Source organism: Arthrobacter gengyunqii (assembly GCF_023022985.1).
In the GTDB taxonomy this organism is placed as follows: Bacteria; Actinomycetota; Actinomycetes; order Actinomycetales; family Micrococcaceae; genus Arthrobacter_B; species Arthrobacter_B gengyunqii.
This window is the reverse complement of the sequence record NZ_CP095461.1, coordinates 2,869,420-2,887,691: the sequence shown is the minus strand read 5'-3', so window position 1 is coordinate 2,887,691 and position 18,272 is coordinate 2,869,420. Positions and strand designations below refer to the sequence as shown.

The following is an 18,272-nucleotide window of genomic DNA, read 5'->3' as shown; positions in this document are numbered from 1 at the left end:
TTCGGGCCGTCCGGACGGCCTGGGACCGTATGGCAGAGTGGCACCCATGACTTTGTCGACGCCGACTCTGCACACCGAGCGGTTACTGCTGCGGCCCTTCGCCGATTCCGACGCTGACGAACTATTCGCGCTGCAGAGCAACGCCGAAGTGCTTCGCTATTGGGACACTCCTCCGTGGACGGAGCGGTCGCAGGTCGCACGCTTCATGACCGGATGCCAGACGATGGCGGACGAAGGCACAGGCGCACGCGTGGTTCTCATTCGCAGGTCTGACGGCGAATTCGTGGGCTGGTGCACCTTCAACGGGTGGAACCCCGACTTCCGCAGCGCTTCCCTGGGGTATTGCCTCACCGAGGCAGCCTGGGGCCGCGGCTACGCGACGGAGGCAGCGCGCGCCCTGCTGACATGGGCCTTCAACAGCCTGGATCTCAACCGGGTTCAGTCCGAGACAGATACACGCAACGTGGCCTCGGCCCGTGTGCTGGAAAAGCTCGGATTCGTTCGCGAAGGGACCTTGCGCGAGGACTGCATCGTCAACGGCGACGTGTCCGACTCCTGGGTGTACGGTCTGATTCGGCGCGACTGGATTCAATCCGCAGCCCATTGCACCTGAAACCGTGCGACCTAGAATCGTCCTATGGGCCGTCTAACGTTCGGTTTCAACGTCACGCTGGATGGTTGTATCGACCACCGGGAAGGTATTGCCGACGACGAAACACACGCCCATTTCACCCGCCTCATGGACGAGTGCGGCGCAATGCTATGGGGTCGCATCACCTACGAGATGATGGAGAGCTACTGGCCGCTGGTTGCCCGCGGGCAGGTTGAAGCTCCGCCGGCCATGCACGAGTGGGCGCTCAAACTGGACGCCAAACCGAAGTACGTCGTGTCGGCAACCCGCAGCGACTATCCGTGGACCAACAGCCATCACCTCTCCGGCGACCTGCGCGCCTCAGTACAGGACCTCAAGGACCGGACTCCCGACGGTGTGCTCGTCGGTAGCGGCAAACTTGCGGCAGGGCTGGACCGGCTGGATCTGATCGATGAGTACAGCTTCCTCGTACACCCCATGATTACCGGCCACGGCCCGACCCTTTACGAGGGGATTCTGCCCAGCACGCGCCGCCTGGATTTGATCTCGGCGGAACCGCTCAGAAACGGTGCGCTCGCCGTGCACTATCGACGGGCCGGCTGAAGTAACGTGTGCGGGATCTGCCGCAGAGGGGTGGCATCCGTCTGCATGACAGATATTCTGATTCCGGTGGCACGCGCCACCTACTGCGCTTCCACGTGAGGACCACGTGAATCATCGCGGAGAGGCCTGAGCACCTCAGGACATGTCCGGATGGAGTGCGGCGCGTACGCATACGCCAACTTCATTTCGCCGATGCCCGGCATCGGTTAGGGAAAGGACACGACATGTCGACGAAGGACGAGAAAAACCTGACTCAGGTAATCGAGAAGATTTCGAAGATGCAGGAGCCGCAGCGGGCAGTCATGCAGCGTGTGCATGACATCATCATGGCTGCCGCCCCGACTCTGAAACCGCGAATTTGGTACGGAATGCCCGCCTACGCGAAGACGGCCAGCACGCCCGCTCTTGTGACACTGCGCAATGACGAACGCATGAACCTCGCGATCACCGAGAAGGCTGCCTTCCGACCTGCAGGCGGGGTAAACGGGACACTGATGCCGGCCGCGTGGTACTTCGAGACGGTCGATGATGAAACCGAAAAACTTATCGCCGGGATCGTGCGGTCCGTGGTCGACTGAGGTCCGCAGACAACGCCCGGAGATCTCATCACCGGGCATCCACACTCACGTGCTAGCTGCTCACCCCAAGGGCCTTGCCGACGGTGGAATCGTCGCTGAGGATTCCGAGCATGCAGGCAGCCAGGTCCCGTCGGGGGATCGAACCTCCAAGCCGGCCGTCCTCGTTCGTTGTCAGCGCCTTCCAGGTGCTCGTCGGCTCCTTGTCCGTGAGGCCGGTGGGCCGCACGATCGTCCAATCCAGGCCGGAGCCCTGCACGGCAGCCTCCTGCTCGTTGTGGTCGGCCAGCGCCTTGGCGAGCACCGCCTGCATGACGATCCGCAGCGGCGCGGGCATCTGCGAGCCCGAATCGCCCGCCCCCAGTGACGACTGCACCACGAGCCGGCGCACACCGGCCTTCTGCATCGCACCGATGACGTTTTTGGTGACGGCAGCGCGCTGCCGGGAAACACCCTTGGCGCCGCCCACCGTAACAACGACGACGTCGGCTCCCGCCACGGCCTGGGCAGCCACTGCAGGATCGGTCGCATTGCCGATGACGGTCCGGACACCGGACGGTGCGCTGGCGCTCCGGGAGACGACCGTAACCTCGTGGCCTGCTGCCTGAGCGAGCGCAGCGAGTTGTGCTCCGGTGCCTTTTGAGCCTCCGACAATGGTGATTTTCACGGGGTCCTCTGATTCGTCGAATGGTGCTCGTACTCTCTGCCATCATCTTACGGGCGCGGCTGTCGGTTGAGCCGGGTCCGACGTCGACCCCTCGGCGGATGCTCGTGGGAAGCGTCCCCGGTGTGTCATCATCACAAGGTGTGCGATCGACGCCATAACGTCCCGGGGAGCAGCAATGCGTTTTGACCGCCTGACCAAACTCTTCGCCGGCTGCGCCGCCGCGGTCCTGGCGCTGGCAGCCTGCACCGCTGAGCCGGACGCCACCGAGGACCTGCCGGGCGTTTCGCCTACTCCGGGGGGCGAGATCTCCGTGGCGGAAGCCGGCGTCTTCAGTTCCTTCAACCCGCAAACCGCGGACGGGAACACCGATATTAACAACCGCATCGCGTACGCCACCCACTCGGGATTCAACTACGTGGACAACAACCTTGAGATTGTTCCGCTGGAGGATTTCGGCAGCTATGAAAAGGTTTCCGAGGATCCGCTGGCGGTGAAATACACCGTCAATGAGGGAGTTGCCTGGTCCGACGGTGCCCCGGTGGGAGCGGACGACATGATCCTTGCCTGGGCGGCGGCATCCGGCAGGTTCGATGACGAGCTCGCGGCCGGCAACGGCACTGTCCTGTCCGGCACCCGCTATTTCGACTATGCCGGCTCCAGCGAAGCCCTGGCCCTGACCGGGCTGCCGGAGGTCAGCGAGGACAACCGCTCCATCACATTGACCTACTCAGAGCCGTACGCGGACTGGGAGACAGCGTTCGGATCGCTGGCGGACGACGGCGGGATTGGGGTCCCGGCCCACGTCGTCGCCCAGGGGGCAGGGCTGGCGGACGAGAAAGAGCTGACGCAGCTGCTTCTGGGCACCGCGGCGGGAGATCCCCTGGATCCTGCGCCGGTGGACCCCGAACTGCGCGCCGTCGCCGATTACTGGAACACCGCCTTCGCCGCCGACAACCTTCCCGATAACCCTGCCCTCTACCTGTCCAGCGGCCCCTACATTGTCCAGGGCATCGAACCGGGAGCCTCCCTGACCCTGGTTCGGAATGAGGACTACACCTGGGGGCCCAAGCCGGAACTGGACAGGATCACGGTCCGGTTCCTGCAGGATCCCTCAACCCAGGTGACGGCGTTGAAAGACGGCTCAGTGGACATCATTTCCCCGCGCGCGGACAGCGGCACGCTGACTGAACTTGAGGCGCTGGGGAACATTAACCTGCATCAGGGCAACCAGCTCGCCTACGACCACCTGGACCTGAAGTTCGACGGCGTTTTTGCGGACGAGGCGGTCCGTGAGGCCTTCCTGAGCACCGTGCCGCGCCAGGCCATTGTGGAAGCCAATGTCGAGCCGCTGCAGCCCGGGGCCAAGCCGCTGGATTCCCAGGTGTTCCTCGCCGACCAGGCTGGCTATGAGGACGCCGCCGCCACCAACGGATCGGGCGAGTTCGCCGAGGTGGATCCGGACCGGGCGCGCGAACTGCTCGACGGCGCCACACCCGAGGTGCGGATCCTCTACAACCGTGACAATGCAAACCGTGCCCTGGCCTATGAACGGATCGAAGAATCGGCGTCGGAATCGGGATTCAACGTGGTGGACGGCGGACTGCCGGCCGCTGAATGGGCCGCCCAGCTGGGAACGGAAAGCTACGACGCGGCTATCTTCGGCTGGACTGCGTCGGGAGTCGGGGTGTCCGGCGTGCCGCAGATCTTCCGCACCGGAGCCGCGTCAAACTTCAACGGTTTCTCCAGTCCGGAGGCAGATGCGCTGATGGATGACCTCATTACGGAGACCGATGCCCAGGCCCGTGATGAACTTCAAACCAGGATCGACCGGCTCATCTGGAGCGCCCGATACGGTCTGCCCCTATATCAGGTGCCGGGGCTCCAAGCCTCTGCGGACACCATCGAGCATGTGGAGTACATGCCGAACCAGACCGGACTGTGGTGGAACTTCTGGGAATGGTCCGTGGCCCGGTAGTGACCTTTGTCATGGCAGGCTCCCCGGAGCCACGGCATAATGGCAGGTCGGAAGGCGGAAAGACACCTTTGTGTCGTAACACGTCAGGGGTATACCAAATCGTTATGTCGACATGTCTTTCTATATAATTCCAGACGAGGGGCACCTTGTTGCCTTGCTCGAGGCTGCCCAAGGCGTCCCGGGAGTCATTCACGGCTTCCAGTGGTGAGTACGGTGTACTCCGAAGCAATATGCTTTTGACCTTGTGAGTCGGCTCACTGTCTGCGAGCCGCAATGCCGACGCAAGACGTTGGCACCCATAGACAACATAGGAGGCGGAATGCGCTTCACACGCACTTCCAAAATGCTGAGCGTCGCGGCCGTGGCCGTTCTGGCGCTGAGCGCCTGCGGCGGGGGAGATGGTTCCTCGGAATCCGGCGCAGAAGGTGACACCAGCCGTGTCATCATTGCGGACGGCTCAGAGCCCCAGAACCCGCTGATCCCCACGAACACCAATGAGGTGGGCGGCGGGGCAGTACTGGACCTGCTTTTTGCCGGCCTGATCAGCTACGACGCTGACGGCAAGCCGCAGAATGAAATGGCCGAGTCGATCGAGACCGAAGACGCGCAGAACTACACCATCAAGCTGAAGGAAGGCAAAACCTTCAGCAACGGTGCGCCGGTAACTGCTGCGTCCTTCGTGGATGCCTGGAACTACGGCGCCGCGGCCAAGAACGCCCAGCTCTCCAGCTACTTCTTCGAGAGCATCGAAGGGTACGACGAAGCCAGCGCCGAGGGCTCGGAAGTGGACACCATGTCCGGGCTGAAGGTCATCGATGACACCACGTTCCAGGTCACGCTGAAGCAGCCTGAGTCCGACTGGCCGCTGCGCCTGGGCTACAGCGCGTTCTACCCGATGATCCCCGAAGCCCTTGCCGACCCGAAGACCTACGGTGAGAACCCCGTGGGCAACGGTCCGTACAAGTTCGACGGAGAAGGCGCTTGGGAGCACAACCAGGAGATCAACCTGGTCCCGAACGAGTCCTACGAAGGACCTCAGAAAGCCCAGAACGCCGGTATTACGTTCAAGATCTACCAGAACGACACCACGGCCTACCAGGACCTGATTTCCAACAACCTGGACGTCCTGAAGACCATCCCGACGTCAGACGTCAAGAACTTCAAGAACGACCTCGGCGAGGAACGCTCCATCGAGTCCCCGTACGCGGGCAACCAGACCATCGCCATCCCCTACTACCTGGAGAACTGGAGCGGTGAAGCCGGCAAGCTGCGCCGCCAGGCTCTCTCCATGGCGATCGACCGTGAAGAAATCACCTCGGTGATCTTCAGCAACGGCCGCACCCCGGCGGAAGACTTCACAGCACCCGTGCTGGATGGCTACTCCGCGGACCTGCCCGGCAGTGAAAACCTGGAGTTCAACCCGGAAAAGGCCAAGGAACTCTGGGAAGAAGCCGAGAAGATCTCGCCGTACGACGAGTCCCAGCCCCTGACCATCGCGTACAACGCGGACAAGGGCGACCACAAGACCTGGGTTGAAGCCGTAGTCAACGGTCTCAAGAACAACCTCGGCATCGAGGTCACCGGCAAGCCGTACGCGACGTTCAAGGAAGTACGCACCGAAGCCAGCGACGCTGTCCTCACCGGAGCCATCCGCTCCGGCTGGCAGGCAGACTACCCGTCGCTGTATAACTTCCTCGGCCCGATCTACGCCACCGGAGCCGGCTCCAACGACGCACGTTACGAGAACCCCGAGTTCGACGCTCTGTTGAGCGAGGGTCTCTCGGCGTCCACCGTTGAAGAAGGCAACGAGAAGATGAACGAGGCGCAGGAAATGCTCCTCGAAGATCTTCCCGCCATCCCCCTGTGGTACCAGGTTGCCCAGGGCGGCTGGAGCACCAACGTGACCAACGTTGAGTTCGGCTGGAACGGCGTACCCCTGTACTACGCCATCACCGGCAAGTAATTCCTCACAGCTCGGGGGCCCGGCCGCACACCGCTGCCGGGCCCTTGGGCCGCTCCAATGTAAAGGTGCTCTTAATATGAGTTTCACCACCCAGCGCCCCCGTGTGCGCACTGTGCCAGAGGCAAACATCTGATGGCCGGATACGTTCTTCGGCGCTTCCTGCAGCTAATCCCCGTTTTCCTGGGCGCCACTCTGCTTCTCTACTTCCTGGTCTTCAGCCTTCCCGGCGACGCCACGGCCGCCATCTGCGGCGACAAGGGCTGCACCCCCGCCGTCGAAGCGTCACTGCGGGCCCAGTACAACCTGGACCAGCCGTTCTGGATGCAGTACCTGCTGTACCTCAAGGGCGTTCTGACCTTTGATCTGGGAACAAACTTCGCCGGCCGCGAAATCTCCACCATCATCGCCGAGGTCTTCCCGACCACCGCAAAGCTGGCTGTCATGGCCCTCGTCTTCGAAGCCGTCTTCGGCATCGTCTTCGGCCTCTTCGCCGGCCTGCGCAAGGGCAAGATCTTCGATTCCACGGTTCTCGTGGTGTCCCTGGTGGTCATTTCCGTCCCGATCTTCGTGCTCGGCTTCCTGATGCAGTTCGTCTTTGGCGTGAAACTCGCCTGGACCAACCCCACCGTGAGCGGTGACGCGTCCTTCACCGAGTTGCTGCTGCCTGCCATTGTGCTGGGCCTGGTGTCCTTCGCCTACGTGCTGCGTCTTACCCGCACGAGCGTGATCGAGAACGCCAATGCTGACTATGTCCGCACCGCAACGGCCAAGGGCCTGAGCCGTCCGCGCGTCGTCACGGTGCACATTCTCCGCAACTCCATGATTCCGGTTGCCACTTTCCTGGGTGCCGATCTGGGCGCCCTGATGGGCGGCGCGATCGTGACCGAAGGGATCTTCAACGTCAACGGCGTCGGCAACACCCTGTACCGCGCCGTGCTCAATGGTGAAGCTCCGGTGGTCGTCTCCATCGTCACCGTGCTGATCCTGATTTTTTGCCTCGCCAACCTGTTGGTAGATCTTCTGTACGCGTGGCTGGACCCGAGGATTCGATATGCCTGAGAATGACAAAGCACTGACCCCCGCTTCACGCGGCAAGGTCTCTCCCTACCCGATCGAGCATTTCGTGGCGGACGTGGAGGAAACTCCGGTCCAGCCCGTTGACAGCTCAACCGCAGACGGCGCGCCCCGCAGCATCTGGAGCGAAGCCTGGCGCAGCCTGCGCAAGCAGCCGCTGTTCATCATCAGCGCCCTGCTGCTTCTGGCCGTAATTGTCGTGGCACTGTTCCCCGGCATCTTCACTAGCCAACAGCCCAACGACAACTGCCTGCTGGCCAATTCAGACGGCGGTCCGATTGCGGGCCACCCGCTCGGCTTTACCCAGCAGGGCTGCGATGTTCTGGCGCGAGTGGTCTATGGAACGCGCTCATCGCTGATGGTCGGCCTGCTGGCCACGCTCGGCGTGGTTGTTGTCGGTGGTGTCATTGGCGCCCTTGCCGGTTTCTTCGGCGGCTGGGTGGATGCCATCCTGGCCCGCGTCAGCGACATCTTTTTTGCGCTGCCGATGATCCTTGGCGCCATCGTTGTGGTGCAGCTTCCGTTCTTCCGGGAGAACCGCAACGTCTGGACCATCGTCCTGATCCTGGTCACGTTCGGCTGGCCGCAGGTTGCCCGCATTACGCGAGGCGCCGTGCTTGAGATACGCAACGCGGACTTCGTCACGGCAGCCCAGTCGCTGGGCGTCTCACGGATGTCCGCACTGATCAAGCACGTCATTCCGAATGCGATGGCACCCGTCATCGTCATCGCAACCATTTCGCTGGGCACCTTCATCGTGGCCGAGTCGACACTGTCCTTCCTGGGCATTGGCCTGCCGCCGGACGTCATGTCTTGGGGCAACGACATTTTCTCCGCGAAGCCCTCCCTGCGCACCAATCCGATGGCCCTGTTCTGGCCGGCACTTGCACTGTCGCTGACCGTGCTGTCCTTCATCATGCTTGGTGATGCTCTGCGGGACGCGCTCGACCCCAAGTCGCGTAAGCGATGACTAAGGATGGAACCATGTCCACGCATTCCATGGACCAGTCACAGCCCCTGAACGGGTTGCCCAAGCCGCTGCTCGAAGTGCGGGACCTCGCCATTACGTTCAAGACGAACAACGGCGACGTCCCGGCTGTGCGCAACGCCCACCTGACGATCATGCCCGGAGAAACGGTCGCGATCGTGGGGGAGTCCGGCTCCGGAAAGTCGACGACGGCGCTGGCCGCCATCGGTCTTCTGCCCGCCAACGGTGCAGTCTCCGGAGGCAGCATCATCTTTGACGGTGAAGACATCACCCATGCGAGCGAAAAGCGCATCGTGGAGTTGCGCGGTTCCTCCATTGGCATGGTTCCGCAGGATCCGATGTCCAACCTGAACCCCGTGTGGAAGATCGGCTTCCAGGTCAAGGAAACGCTGAAGGCCAACGGCCTGCCGCACACCGCGAAAGATATTGCGCAGGTGCTCAGCGAGGCCGGACTGCCGGACGCCGCGGAGCGGGCCAACCAGTACCCGCACGAGTTCTCCGGCGGCATGCGCCAGCGTGCGCTGATTGCCATTGGCCTGTCCTGCCGGCCGCGGCTGCTCATCGCCGACGAGCCGACATCGGCCCTGGACGTCACCGTGCAGCGCCAGATCCTGGACCATCTGGACCGCATGACCGACGAGCTTGGTACTGCAGTCCTGCTGATTACCCATGACCTCGGCCTTGCAGCCGAGCGCGCCCACAAGGTTGTCGTGATGTACAAGGGGCAGGTGGTGGAATCCGGTCCCGCACTGGAAATCCTCACCAACCCGCAGCACCCGTACACCCGCAAGCTCGTGGAATCCGCGCCCTCGCTCGCCTCCCGGCGGATTGAGACGGCCAAATCACTGGGCCTGGATGACTCGGCGGAACTCCTCGCGGCACATCCCGACGGAGTCAAGACCGAGAACGTCATTGAGGTGAAGCAGCTTTCCAAGGTGTTCAAACTGCGCGGGGCGCTGGGCAAGTCCACCGACTTCAAAGCCGTCGACGACGTGTCCTTTACGATTCCGCGCGGCACCACCACCGCCGTCGTCGGCGAATCCGGCTCCGGCAAATCCACGGTGGCGCGGATGGTCCTGGGCCTGGAAAAGGCGACGGAGGGGCAGATCCTGTTCGACGGAGTGGACATCACCACTCTGAACCGCAGGAAGATGTTCGATTTCCGGCGCCGTGTGCAGCCCATCTTCCAGGACCCGTACGGATCTCTGGACCCGATGTACAACATCTTCCGGACCATCGAGGAACCGCTCCGGGTCCACGGGATCGGCAATCCCAAGAGCCGCGAGAAGAAGGTCCGGGAGCTGCTGGACCAGGTCTCGCTGCCGGCGTCAATGATGCGGCGCTACCCGAACGAGCTGTCCGGCGGACAGCGCCAGCGCGTGGCTATCGCCCGCGCACTGGCACTGGACCCTGAAGTGGTCATCTGTGATGAGGCTGTTTCGGCCCTGGACGTCCTGGTCCAGGCGCAAATCCTGAACCTGCTCTCGGATCTTCAGTCCGAACTGGGACTGAGCTACCTGTTCATCACCCATGACCTGGCCGTGGTCCGCCAGATCGCGGACGAGGTCTGCGTGATGCAAAAGGGCAGGATCGTAGAAACCGGATCCACCGACAATGTCTTCGACAATCCGCAGCAGGAATACACGAAGGCGCTGCTGGCGGCCATCCCGGGTGCCGGGCTGATGCTCCCGCCGGCTGTGGCCTAGCGCTTAGGCCACGCGGCCTAAATAGGAGGCAGGCAGCGTTGAGCTGCCTGCCTTCTTCGGTGCCTGGCGAGGTACAGTCAGCGAGGCGCCAAAGAACTCCATTAGGGAACTTATGGTCTTCGGACTAGAATATTAGCGTGCCCGCTGACGGCGGCGCCTTCGGTACATTCTTACGGAGCATACGTGCAGAGCGGGATTCGTACAGAACGGCCGGATTAGCCCGGTCACACGACTGGGCTACTGTGCACCACCTTCGAACTTATCTCCTATGAATTGAGTCCTCACGCATGTCAGAAACCAACACGGCTGTAAACACCGCAGTACGAAGCGATCTCCGCAACGTTGCGATTGTGGCCCACGTTGACCACGGTAAGACGACTCTCGTCGACGCCATGCTGAAGCAGACGAACTCGTTTGCCGCCCACGGTAACGTGGAAGAACGCGTGATGGACTCCGGTGACCTGGAGCGCGAAAAGGGCATCACCATCCTGGCCAAGAACACCACCGTGTTCTACAACGGTCCGGCTGCCAAGGGTGAAACCATCACCATCAACGTGATCGACACCCCCGGCCACGCCGACTTCGGTGGCGAGGTTGAGCGCGGCCTGTCCATGGTGGACGGCGTTGTGCTGCTCGTTGATGCTTCCGAGGGCCCGCTGCCGCAGACCCGTTTCGTGCTGCGCAAGGCGCTGGCCGCCAAGCTGCCCGTCATCCTTCTGGTCAACAAGACCGACCGTCCCGACTCCCGCATCGACGAGGTCGTCAGCGAAGCCATGGACCTGCTCCTGGGCCTGGCCTCGGACCTCGCGGACGAAGTTCCGGACCTGGACCTGGACCTGGTGTTGAACGTTCCGGTCGTTTACGCAGCCGCCCGCGTCGGCGCTGCTTCCCTGGAACAGCCGGCTGACGGCTCCGCTCCGGCCAACGACAACCTGGAACCGCTGTTCCAGACGATCATCGACCACATCCCGGCGCCCACCTACGATCCCGAGGGTGTCCTCCAGGCCCACGTGACCAACCTTGACGCTTCCCCGTTCCTGGGTCGCCTGGCACTGCTGCGCATCTTCAACGGCACCCTGCACAAGGGCCAGACCGTTGCCTGGGCCCGTGCCGACGGCACCATGAAGTCCGTCAAGATCACCGAACTGCTGGCCACCAAGGCCCTGGACCGGGTTCCGACCGAATCCGCCGGCCCCGGCGAAATCGTTGCCGTTGCCGGTATCGAGGACATCACCATCGGTGAAACCCTCACCGACATCGACAACCCCAAGCCGCTGCCGCTGATCACTGTCGATGATCCGGCAATCTCCATGACCATCGGTATCAACACGTCGCCGCTGGCCGGCCGCGTGAAGGGCGCCAAGGTTACGGCCCGCCAGGTCAAGGACCGCCTCGACAAGGAACTGATCGGTAACGTTTCGCTGAAGGTCCTTCCGACCGAGCGTCCGGATGCCTGGGAAGTCCAGGGCCGCGGAGAGCTCGCCCTGGCCATCCTCGTGGAGCAGATGCGCCGCGAAGGCTTCGAACTGACCGTTGGCAAGCCGCAGGTTGTCACCAAGCAGATCGACGGCAAGAAGTGCGAGCCGATGGAGCACATGACCATCGACGTACCCGAGGAATACCTCGGTGCAGTCACTCAGCTGATGGCCGTCCGCAAGGGCCGCATGGTCAACATGTCCAACCACGGCACCGGCTGGGTTCGCATGGAGTTCATCGTTCCCGCCCGCGGCCTGATCGGCTTCCGCACCAAGTTCCTCACGGAAACCCACGGTGCCGGCATCTCCTCCTCCATCGCTGAAGGCTACGAGCCTTGGGTTGGCCCGATCGAGTACCGCACCAACGGTTCGCTGATCGCTGACCGCTCCGGCGTCGTCACCCCGTTCGCGATGATCAAGCTGCAGGAACGCGGTTCCTTCTTCGTGGAGCCCACCTCCGAGGTTTACGAGGGCATGATCGTTGGCGAGAACTCCCGCGCCGATGACATGGACGTGAACATCACCAAGGAAAAGCAGCTCACCAACATGCGTGCCGCTTCCTCGGACACCTTCGAGAACCTGACCCCGCCGCGCAAGCTGACTCTGGAAGAGTCCCTCGAATTCGCCCGCGAAGACGAGTGCGTGGAAGTTACTCCGGAGTCCATCCGCATCCGCAAGCTGGTCCTGGGCGCTTCCGAGCGTGCCAAGGTAACCCGCGCGCGCGCCAAGAGCTAATCCCATTAGCTCGGCAACAGTGCCGCTGAGTCGGGCCCCGCGCTGGCGGGGCCCCTTGGCAGCTGTGCTTGGCGGTCTGCTGGCCTCCGTGCTGGGAACGGGGCTGCACGCCCAGATTCTCTACATCGGAGACACAGCCCTGCCACTGGGAGCTGCCGCTGCGTTGATCCTTAGCTGCGCAGCCACCGTGTTTGCCGGTCTCTGGGCCGGTGCGGCGCTGTGGAGCGCAGCCGCGGGACTCTTGGCCTACGTGGTGCTGGGGCTCTTCACGCTCGATCTCTGGGATACTCCGCTGATCATCACCGGAACCATCCTCGAGGAGCAGCCCGGGATTGTCCTGGCCGGCCGCATTTGGCTGTACGGGCAGGCGCTGGCGACCATCGCAGCCCTGCTGATCACCTCGCGTGTGCTGGCCAGGTCCCGCCGCGCTGCGGCGGAGCCGACAGCTTAGCTCAACGCAACGAAAAGAAGACCGCCGTGGACACCACGGCGGTCTTCTTTGGTTTAAGGCCGGCGGGCCAGGGGGCAGTTCCCCGTTACGCAGGCCTCGGCTCAGTTCCTCGGTGAACGGCGTTCCGGCGGCGGGGGAACCTGCTTGGCAGCGGTTATCAGGGCACAGGGAACAATGACGTTTCCCCGGCGGCCCGACACCGTCACGGACTCTTCCCCTGCCTGCACCAAATAGCCCAGCACGTCAGTGAAACCGCCCTCGATGCGGTAACGGACCACCACGCGGGCACCCTCGGGAAGGGCACGGAGGACGGCTGCAGGGGTCGGAACGTTCACTGTTCAATGGTACGCGGGGAGGGTCCGGCTGGGAGATAATGGTTCGGGCTACTAACGTGGAACCAACACTTCGTGGATTTCTCCCTCCGGGACGGTCCGCAGATCAGGAAGGCAAGGGACGTGACGTACGTAATTGCGCAGCCATGCGTAGATGTGAAAGACAAGGCATGTATTGAGGAATGCCCGGTGGACTGCATCTATGAAGGTGAACGCTCCCTCTACATCCACCCTGACGAGTGCGTGGACTGCGGTGCCTGCGAGCCGGTCTGCCCCGTCGAAGCCATTTACTACGAGGATGACACTCCCGAGGAATGGGCCGACTACTACAAGGCCAACGTGGAATTCTTCGATGACCTCGGCTCCCCGGGCGGGGCTGCCAAGATTGGCAACACCCACAAGGATCACCCGATCATCGCCGTGCTGCCTCCGCAGAACCAAGAGGCATGAGTTCCGCTCCGTCCCGCACCTTTGGACTGAACCTCCCGGAATACCCGTGGGAAGCCATGGCTCCCTACGTCAAACTGGCGTCCGAGCACCCGGACGGGGCCGTAAATCTGTCCATCGGAACACCGGTTGACCCCACTCCGGCAGTCATCCGTGAGGCACTGGCAGCAGCAGCCGACGCACCGGGATATCCCACCACCCACGGCACACAGTCCCTCCGGGAAGCGATTGCGGCCTGGTACGCACGCCGCCGCGGCGTGCCGGGACTGGACCCGCAGGACATTATGCCCACCGTTGGTTCCAAAGAGCTGGTGGCCTGGCTGCCACTGCTGCTGGGGCTGGGGGAGGGCGACGTCGTCGTCCGTCCGACGGTCGCCTATCCCACCTACGACATGGGCGCCGTCCTGGCCGGTGCCACGGCGGTGGCGGCGGACAATTTGGACGAGCTCGACGACGACGTCCGCGCCCGGGTGCGCCTGGTCTGGGTCAACTCGCCCGGCAACCCCACCGGCATTGTCCGCTCAACGTCCTCGCTGCGCGCCCTGGTGGACTCCGCCCGGTCCGTCGGAGCCGTGGTCGCCTCCGACGAATGCTATGCCGAACTGGGCTGGGGCCTCTGGGATCCCTCGCTCGGCGGATCGCCCGTACCAAGCATCCTGGATCCCGCCGTCAGCGGCGGAAGCAACGACTTGCTGCTCTCGGTCTATTCGCTGAGCAAGCAGTCGAACATGGCCGGCTACCGTGCCGCTTTTATCGCCGGCGACAGCGCGATCATTGCCAATCTGATCAACAGCCGCAAGCATGCCGGCATGATCGTGCCCGCACCCGTGCAGGCCGCCATGGAGGCGGCCCTGGGGGATGACGGGCACGTCGACGCGCAGAAGGACCGGTACCGGGCGCGGCGGGAACTCCTGGTTCCCGCGCTGGAAGGCTTCGGGCTCCGGATCTCCCATTCCGAGGCCGGGCTGTACCTGTGGGCAACTGCCGGTGAAGACACCTGGACCACTGTGAAGCGGCTGGCGAAGCTGGGCATTGTGTCCGGGCCGGGAAGCATCTACGGAGAGGCCGGGGCCGGCTTTGTCCGGATTGCACTGACCGGTTCCGACGAGCGGGTGGCAGCCGCCGCCCAACGGCTGACTGCGGCCGCCGGACAAGCAGCCGGACAAGCAGCCGGAGAATCCGCCGAATAACCCGGGGGCCGGATCCGCTGTATGTATCTCTTCAACAACAACCCGGCCCTCGATTAGTCCTAAAGCCCGGCTAAAGGGTAGCGTTTTGCCTAAATAGATCCAGCGGAATTGACACTATGGGTGCCCCGGAAGAAACGGGACCCATAGCTCTGGTTTCTGCAAACTCCTGAAGGAGACTTAATGACTGAGCGTCCCAGTGCACAGCTGCACTATGGGGAAAACACCGAAGACCGTCTGGAGCTTCCCCGCGTTGGCGCGGTGGAAGGCAACGAGGGCTTTGATGTCTCCAAGCTGCTGAAGCAGACCGGAACCGTCACCTATGACCCCGGCTTCATGAATACTGCTTCCACGAAGTCCGCCATTACGTACATTGACGGCGACGCCGGGATTCTGCGGTACCGCGGCTACCCGATCGAGCAGCTGGCCAAGCAATCAAGTTTCCTGGAGACGTCTTACCTCCTGATCTACGGAGAACTCCCCACGCCGTCCCAGCTGGAAGACTTCGATCAGCGGATCCGCCGCCACACGCTGCTGCACGAAGATCTCAAGAGCTTCTTCGGCGGGTTCCCCCGCGATGCGCACCCTATGCCGGTGCTGTCCTCGGCGGTGAGCGCCCTGTCGACCTTCTACCAGGACTCCCTGGACCCGTTTGACGAGGAGCAGGTGGAACTCTCCACCATCCGCCTGATGGCCAAGCTTCCTGTCATCGCTGCCTATGCGCACAAGAAGAGCCTTGGCCAGCCGATGCTCTACCCGGACAACTCCATGAACCTCGTGGAGAACTTCATGCGGCTGAGCTTTGGCCTCCCGGCCGAGCCGTACGAGATTGATCCGGACCTGGTCAAGGCACTGGACCAGCTGCTGGTCCTGCACGCCGACCACGAGCAGAACTGCTCCACGTCCACCGTCCGCCTGGTGGGCAGCGCCGGTGCCAACATGTTCACTTCCGTTTCCGCCGGGATCAGCGCCCTGTCCGGACCGCTGCACGGCGGCGCCAACGAGGCCGTGCTGAACATGCTCCGGGAGATCAAGTCCACGGGCATGGCTCCGGAAACCTTCATGGAGAAGGTCAAGAACAAGGAAGACGGCGTGAAGCTCATGGGCTTCGGACACCGCGTCTACAAGAACTACGATCCGCGGGCCAAGATCGTCAAGTCCACGGCCCATGACATCCTGGCCAAGCTTGGCGGCAACGACGAGCTGCTGGACATCGCCATGCGCCTCGAAGAGAAGGCCCTGGCCGATGATTACTTCATCGAGCGCAAGCTGTACCCGAACGTGGACTTCTACACCGGCCTGATCTACAAGGCCATGGGCTTCCCGGAGAAGATGTTCACGGTGCTGTTCGCCATCGGCCGCCTGCCGGGCTGGATTGCCCAGTGGCGTGAAATGATGCTGGACCCCGCGACGAAGATTGGCCGTCCGCGCCAGCTTTACACCGGCTCCCTGGAGCGCAACTACCCCGTACGCTAAGCCCGCAAATCCTGCGGCTGAGCAGCAACGCAGAAGGGCCCCCGGAATCCGTGAAGGATTCCGGGGGCCCTTTGTCTGTCCGTCAGGTGCTAGGACGCGGCGTAGCCCTGCGGGTTGTTCTTCTGCCAGCGCCAGTGGTCCTCGCACATGGCCTCCAAAGAGCGGTGTGCGGACCAGCCCAGGTCTGCCAGCGCCGCTGAGGGATCCGCGTAGCTGACGGCGGCATCGCCGGGACGGCGCGGAGCGATCTCATACGGAATGTCCTTGCCCGCAGCCTTCGAGAAGGCGGCGAGGACCTGGAGGACCGAGGAGCCGTTGCCCGTGCCCAAATTCCAGCGGTGCACCCCGGACTTCACGGAGATGTACTCCAAGGCGGCGAGGTGGCCGGCAGCCAGGTCCACCACATGAATGTAGTCCCGCACACCGGTGCCGTCCTCCGTGGGATAGTCGTTGCCGAACACCATGACCTTCTCGCGGCGGCCCACCGCCACCTGCGCAACGAACGGGAGCAGGTTGTTCGGCACTCCGGTGGGATCCTCGCCGATCCGGCCCGACTCGTGGGCGCCGGCGGGGTTGAAGTAGCGCAGCAGCGCAATGTTCCAGCGTCCGTCCGCAGCACCCAGATCCGCGAGGATGTCTTCGATCTGTTCCTTGGTGCGGCCGTAGGGATTCACCGCGTCCATGGGCATCTTTTCGGTCAGCGGAACCTCTTCGCTGGCTCCGTACACCGTGGCCGAGGAGCTGAAGACCAGCGTCCGGACGTTGTGCTTGTCCATCATGCGCAGCAGGTTCAGGGTGCCGCCCACGTTGTTGTGGTAGTAGTACAGCGGTTTCGCCACAGATTCGCCCACGGCCTTCAGGCCCGCAAAATGGATGACGGCGTCAATCCCGTGTTCAGCGAAAACGCTGTCAACAGCGCCCTCGTCCAAAAGGTCCGCGCGCACGAAGACGGCGCTGCGTCCGGTCAGCTCCTGGACCCGTTTCAGGGATTCCTCGCTCGAATTGGCCAAATTGTCCAGGACCACTACGTCGTGGCCCGCTTCCAGCAGGGCCAGCGTCGTGTGGGATCCGATGTATCCCGTGCCTCCGGTAACTAGTATTCGCATGCTTTCAGACTAATGGATTCCGCCGTGGGCTGGGGTTCATGACTGCTCAGCCGCGCGATGGACCGTTATGACGACGGCGCTTCCCTGGGCGGGCGCGGGATCCCAGGTACCGGTTGCGCGCGTCCACCGCCGCTCGTCGAAGGCCACGGAGTCCAGGGACAGGGCTTCGGCATTGGCGACCGCCCACTGCGCCAGGGACCAGCCGTAGGCTCCGGTTCCGGCAACGGTAATGCGGTCTCCTTCGACTGTCGCGTCCACCGGACCGTAGACGGCGCTCATTGCCGCCAGGACGGCGTCCGGGCTGCCCGAGGTGGACGGCGGCGGCAGTGTGCAGGTCAGCGATGCAGGGGAGTGCCCGGTCAGGGCGGACGCGAAGGCCTTGGCCTCGGCCTCGTGATCGGCGTACGCGTCAGGAAACGCGCTGCGCTGGACCGTCTGGGCCGCCACCGTCAGCGGCAGGTCCGCGTAATTCGGAACCTTTTCCAGCGCATCGTAGAAGGCATTCGCCGCGTACACCGGGTCCATCACCTGCTCTTCGCTGCCCCAGCCCTGGGACGGGCGCTGCTGGAACAATCCGCGGGAATCCGGTCCGGCGTCATCCCCATAGTTGAGGTTCCGCAGCCCGGATTCCTGGATGGCTGTGGCCACGGCAATGGAGGCTGCACGCGCCGGCATGCCCCGTCGGACCGAGATTCCGGCGATCAGGGCAGCCGTAGAGGTCCGGCCGGGCGTCAGACGGTAGTCAACCCCGTCCGCCGTTGCCGTGCAGGCGGCGGGTGCGGGGCCCTTGTCTCCCGGCTCCCGGAGCACGGACACGGCGTATACGGTGACCGCCGCGAGGAAGAGCACCACCAGCAGCAGCACCGGAAGGAATCCGGTGCTGCGCCGGCCGCGGGTGTCGGAAGCCAAGGGCTGGAGTG

General features: G+C 63.3%; 17 protein-coding genes. 13 read left to right on the top strand and 4 right to left on the bottom strand.

The window, feature by feature from the left end:
- Positions 1-46: 46 nt before the first annotated feature.
- The 3 genes from MUG94_RS13175 to MUG94_RS13165 all read left to right on the top strand — a co-directional run bounded on the left by MUG94_RS13175 (position 47) and on the right by MUG94_RS13165 (position 1,773).
- The gene (locus MUG94_RS13175) at positions 47-613 is read left to right on the top strand and encodes a GNAT family N-acetyltransferase (RefSeq protein ID WP_227906531.1); all 567 of its coding nucleotides are present in this window, start codon (positions 47-49) and stop codon (positions 611-613) included.
- A gap of 24 nt (positions 614-637) precedes the next feature.
- Positions 638-1,195, top strand: coding sequence for a dihydrofolate reductase family protein (locus tag MUG94_RS13170; protein WP_227906529.1), 558 nt, complete (start codon positions 638-640; stop codon positions 1,193-1,195).
- Between the two features lie 224 nt (positions 1,196-1,419).
- Complete coding sequence (locus MUG94_RS13165; RefSeq protein WP_227906525.1) at positions 1,420-1,773, top strand: DUF1801 domain-containing protein; 354 nt, start codon at positions 1,420-1,422, stop codon at positions 1,771-1,773.
- A 52-nt stretch (positions 1,774-1,825) separates the two neighbouring features.
- Here the strand turns inward: MUG94_RS13165 and MUG94_RS13160 are convergent, their stop codons facing one another.
- Complete coding sequence (locus MUG94_RS13160) at positions 1,826-2,437, bottom strand: NAD(P)-dependent oxidoreductase (RefSeq protein ID WP_227906523.1); 612 nt, start codon at positions 2,435-2,437, stop codon at positions 1,826-1,828.
- A 175-nt stretch (positions 2,438-2,612) separates the two neighbouring features.
- On the opposite strand from MUG94_RS13160, the gene MUG94_RS13155 reads away from it, so the two are divergent.
- The 7 genes from MUG94_RS13155 to MUG94_RS13125 all read left to right on the top strand — a co-directional run bounded on the left by MUG94_RS13155 (position 2,613) and on the right by MUG94_RS13125 (position 12,804).
- Positions 2,613-4,412 carry an ABC transporter family substrate-binding protein gene (locus tag MUG94_RS13155; protein ID WP_227906521.1) on the top strand — a complete coding sequence of 600 codons (1,800 nt, stop codon included), beginning with the start codon at positions 2,613-2,615 and terminating at the stop codon, positions 4,410-4,412.
- Positions 4,413-4,731: 319 nt separating this feature from the next.
- Entirely contained in the window at positions 4,732-6,375 is a 1,644-nt protein-coding gene (locus MUG94_RS13150; protein ID WP_227892222.1) for a peptide ABC transporter substrate-binding protein, read from the top strand.
- Positions 6,376-6,507: 132 nt separating this feature from the next.
- A complete protein-coding gene (locus MUG94_RS13145; protein WP_104101493.1) occupies positions 6,508-7,434 on the top strand; it encodes an ABC transporter permease in 927 nt (308 codons plus the stop codon).
- The gene (locus tag MUG94_RS13140) at positions 7,427-8,419 is read left to right on the top strand and encodes an ABC transporter permease (RefSeq protein WP_227892220.1); all 993 of its coding nucleotides are present in this window, start codon (positions 7,427-7,429) and stop codon (positions 8,417-8,419) included. The genes MUG94_RS13145 and MUG94_RS13140 overlap by 8 nt, the downstream gene beginning before the upstream one ends.
- A 14-nt stretch (positions 8,420-8,433) precedes the next feature.
- Positions 8,434-10,143 (top strand): ABC transporter ATP-binding protein, encoded by a 1,710-nt coding sequence (locus MUG94_RS13135; protein ID WP_227906519.1) that lies wholly within the window; start codon positions 8,434-8,436, stop codon positions 10,141-10,143.
- Positions 10,144-10,430: 287 nt separating this feature from the next.
- A complete protein-coding gene (gene typA, locus MUG94_RS13130) occupies positions 10,431-12,353 on the top strand; it encodes a translational GTPase TypA (protein ID WP_104052637.1) in 1,923 nt (640 codons plus the stop codon).
- A gap of 55 nt (positions 12,354-12,408) precedes the next feature.
- Positions 12,409-12,804: a hypothetical protein gene (locus MUG94_RS13125; protein ID WP_227892218.1), complete on the top strand. Its 396-nt coding sequence runs from the start codon at positions 12,409-12,411 to the stop codon at positions 12,802-12,804.
- A gap of 101 nt (positions 12,805-12,905) precedes the next feature.
- On the opposite strand, the gene MUG94_RS13120 is transcribed toward MUG94_RS13125, so the two are convergent.
- Positions 12,906-13,139, bottom strand: coding sequence for a putative acetyltransferase (locus MUG94_RS13120; RefSeq protein WP_227892217.1), 234 nt, complete (start codon positions 13,137-13,139; stop codon positions 12,906-12,908).
- A gap of 120 nt (positions 13,140-13,259) precedes the next feature.
- Here MUG94_RS13120 and fdxA point away from each other — a divergent pair, with 120 nt between their 5' ends.
- The 3 genes from fdxA to MUG94_RS13105 all read left to right on the top strand — a co-directional run bounded on the left by fdxA (position 13,260) and on the right by MUG94_RS13105 (position 16,246).
- Entirely contained in the window at positions 13,260-13,586 is a 327-nt protein-coding gene (gene fdxA, locus MUG94_RS13115) for a ferredoxin (RefSeq protein ID WP_104052634.1), read from the top strand.
- The gene (gene dapC, locus MUG94_RS13110) at positions 13,583-14,773 is read left to right on the top strand and encodes a succinyldiaminopimelate transaminase (protein ID WP_227906517.1); all 1,191 of its coding nucleotides are present in this window, start codon (positions 13,583-13,585) and stop codon (positions 14,771-14,773) included. Before fdxA ends, dapC begins: the two co-directional genes overlap by 4 nt.
- Positions 14,774-14,953: 180 nt before the next feature.
- Positions 14,954-16,246, top strand: coding sequence for a citrate synthase (locus tag MUG94_RS13105; protein ID WP_227906515.1), 1,293 nt, complete (start codon positions 14,954-14,956; stop codon positions 16,244-16,246).
- Positions 16,247-16,335: 89 nt separating this feature from the next.
- Here the strand turns inward: MUG94_RS13105 and galE are convergent, their stop codons facing one another.
- Both galE and MUG94_RS13095 read right to left on the bottom strand, forming a co-directional pair.
- Positions 16,336-17,352 (bottom strand): UDP-glucose 4-epimerase GalE, encoded by a 1,017-nt coding sequence (gene galE, locus MUG94_RS13100; RefSeq protein WP_227906513.1) that lies wholly within the window; start codon positions 17,350-17,352, stop codon positions 16,336-16,338.
- Between the two features lie 36 nt (positions 17,353-17,388).
- Positions 17,389-18,261, bottom strand: coding sequence for a hypothetical protein (locus MUG94_RS13095; RefSeq protein WP_227906511.1), 873 nt, complete (start codon positions 18,259-18,261; stop codon positions 17,389-17,391).
- Between the last annotated feature and the right edge of the window lie 11 nt (positions 18,262-18,272).

Coding starts and splice junctions, on each gene's coding strand:
- MUG94_RS13150 (WP_227892222.1), top strand. CDS start 4,732: ATGCGCTTCACACGCACTTCCAAAATGCTGAGCGTCGCGGCCGTGGCC.
- typA (WP_104052637.1), top strand. CDS start 10,431: ATGTCAGAAACCAACACGGCTGTAAACACCGCAGTACGAAGCGATCTC.
- galE (WP_227906513.1), bottom strand. CDS start 17,352: ATGCGAATACTAGTTACCGGAGGCACGGGATACATCGGATCCCACACG.
- MUG94_RS13175 (WP_227906531.1), top strand. CDS start 47: ATGACTTTGTCGACGCCGACTCTGCACACCGAGCGGTTACTGCTGCGG.
- MUG94_RS13155 (WP_227906521.1), top strand. CDS start 2,613: ATGCGTTTTGACCGCCTGACCAAACTCTTCGCCGGCTGCGCCGCCGCG.
- MUG94_RS13140 (WP_227892220.1), top strand. CDS start 7,427: ATGCCTGAGAATGACAAAGCACTGACCCCCGCTTCACGCGGCAAGGTC.
- MUG94_RS13135 (WP_227906519.1), top strand. CDS start 8,434: ATGTCCACGCATTCCATGGACCAGTCACAGCCCCTGAACGGGTTGCCC.
- MUG94_RS13165 (WP_227906525.1), top strand. CDS start 1,420: ATGTCGACGAAGGACGAGAAAAACCTGACTCAGGTAATCGAGAAGATT.
- MUG94_RS13145 (WP_104101493.1), top strand. CDS start 6,508: ATGGCCGGATACGTTCTTCGGCGCTTCCTGCAGCTAATCCCCGTTTTC.
- dapC (WP_227906517.1), top strand. CDS start 13,583: ATGAGTTCCGCTCCGTCCCGCACCTTTGGACTGAACCTCCCGGAATAC.
- MUG94_RS13170 (WP_227906529.1), top strand. CDS start 638: ATGGGCCGTCTAACGTTCGGTTTCAACGTCACGCTGGATGGTTGTATC.
- MUG94_RS13105 (WP_227906515.1), top strand. CDS start 14,954: ATGACTGAGCGTCCCAGTGCACAGCTGCACTATGGGGAAAACACCGAA.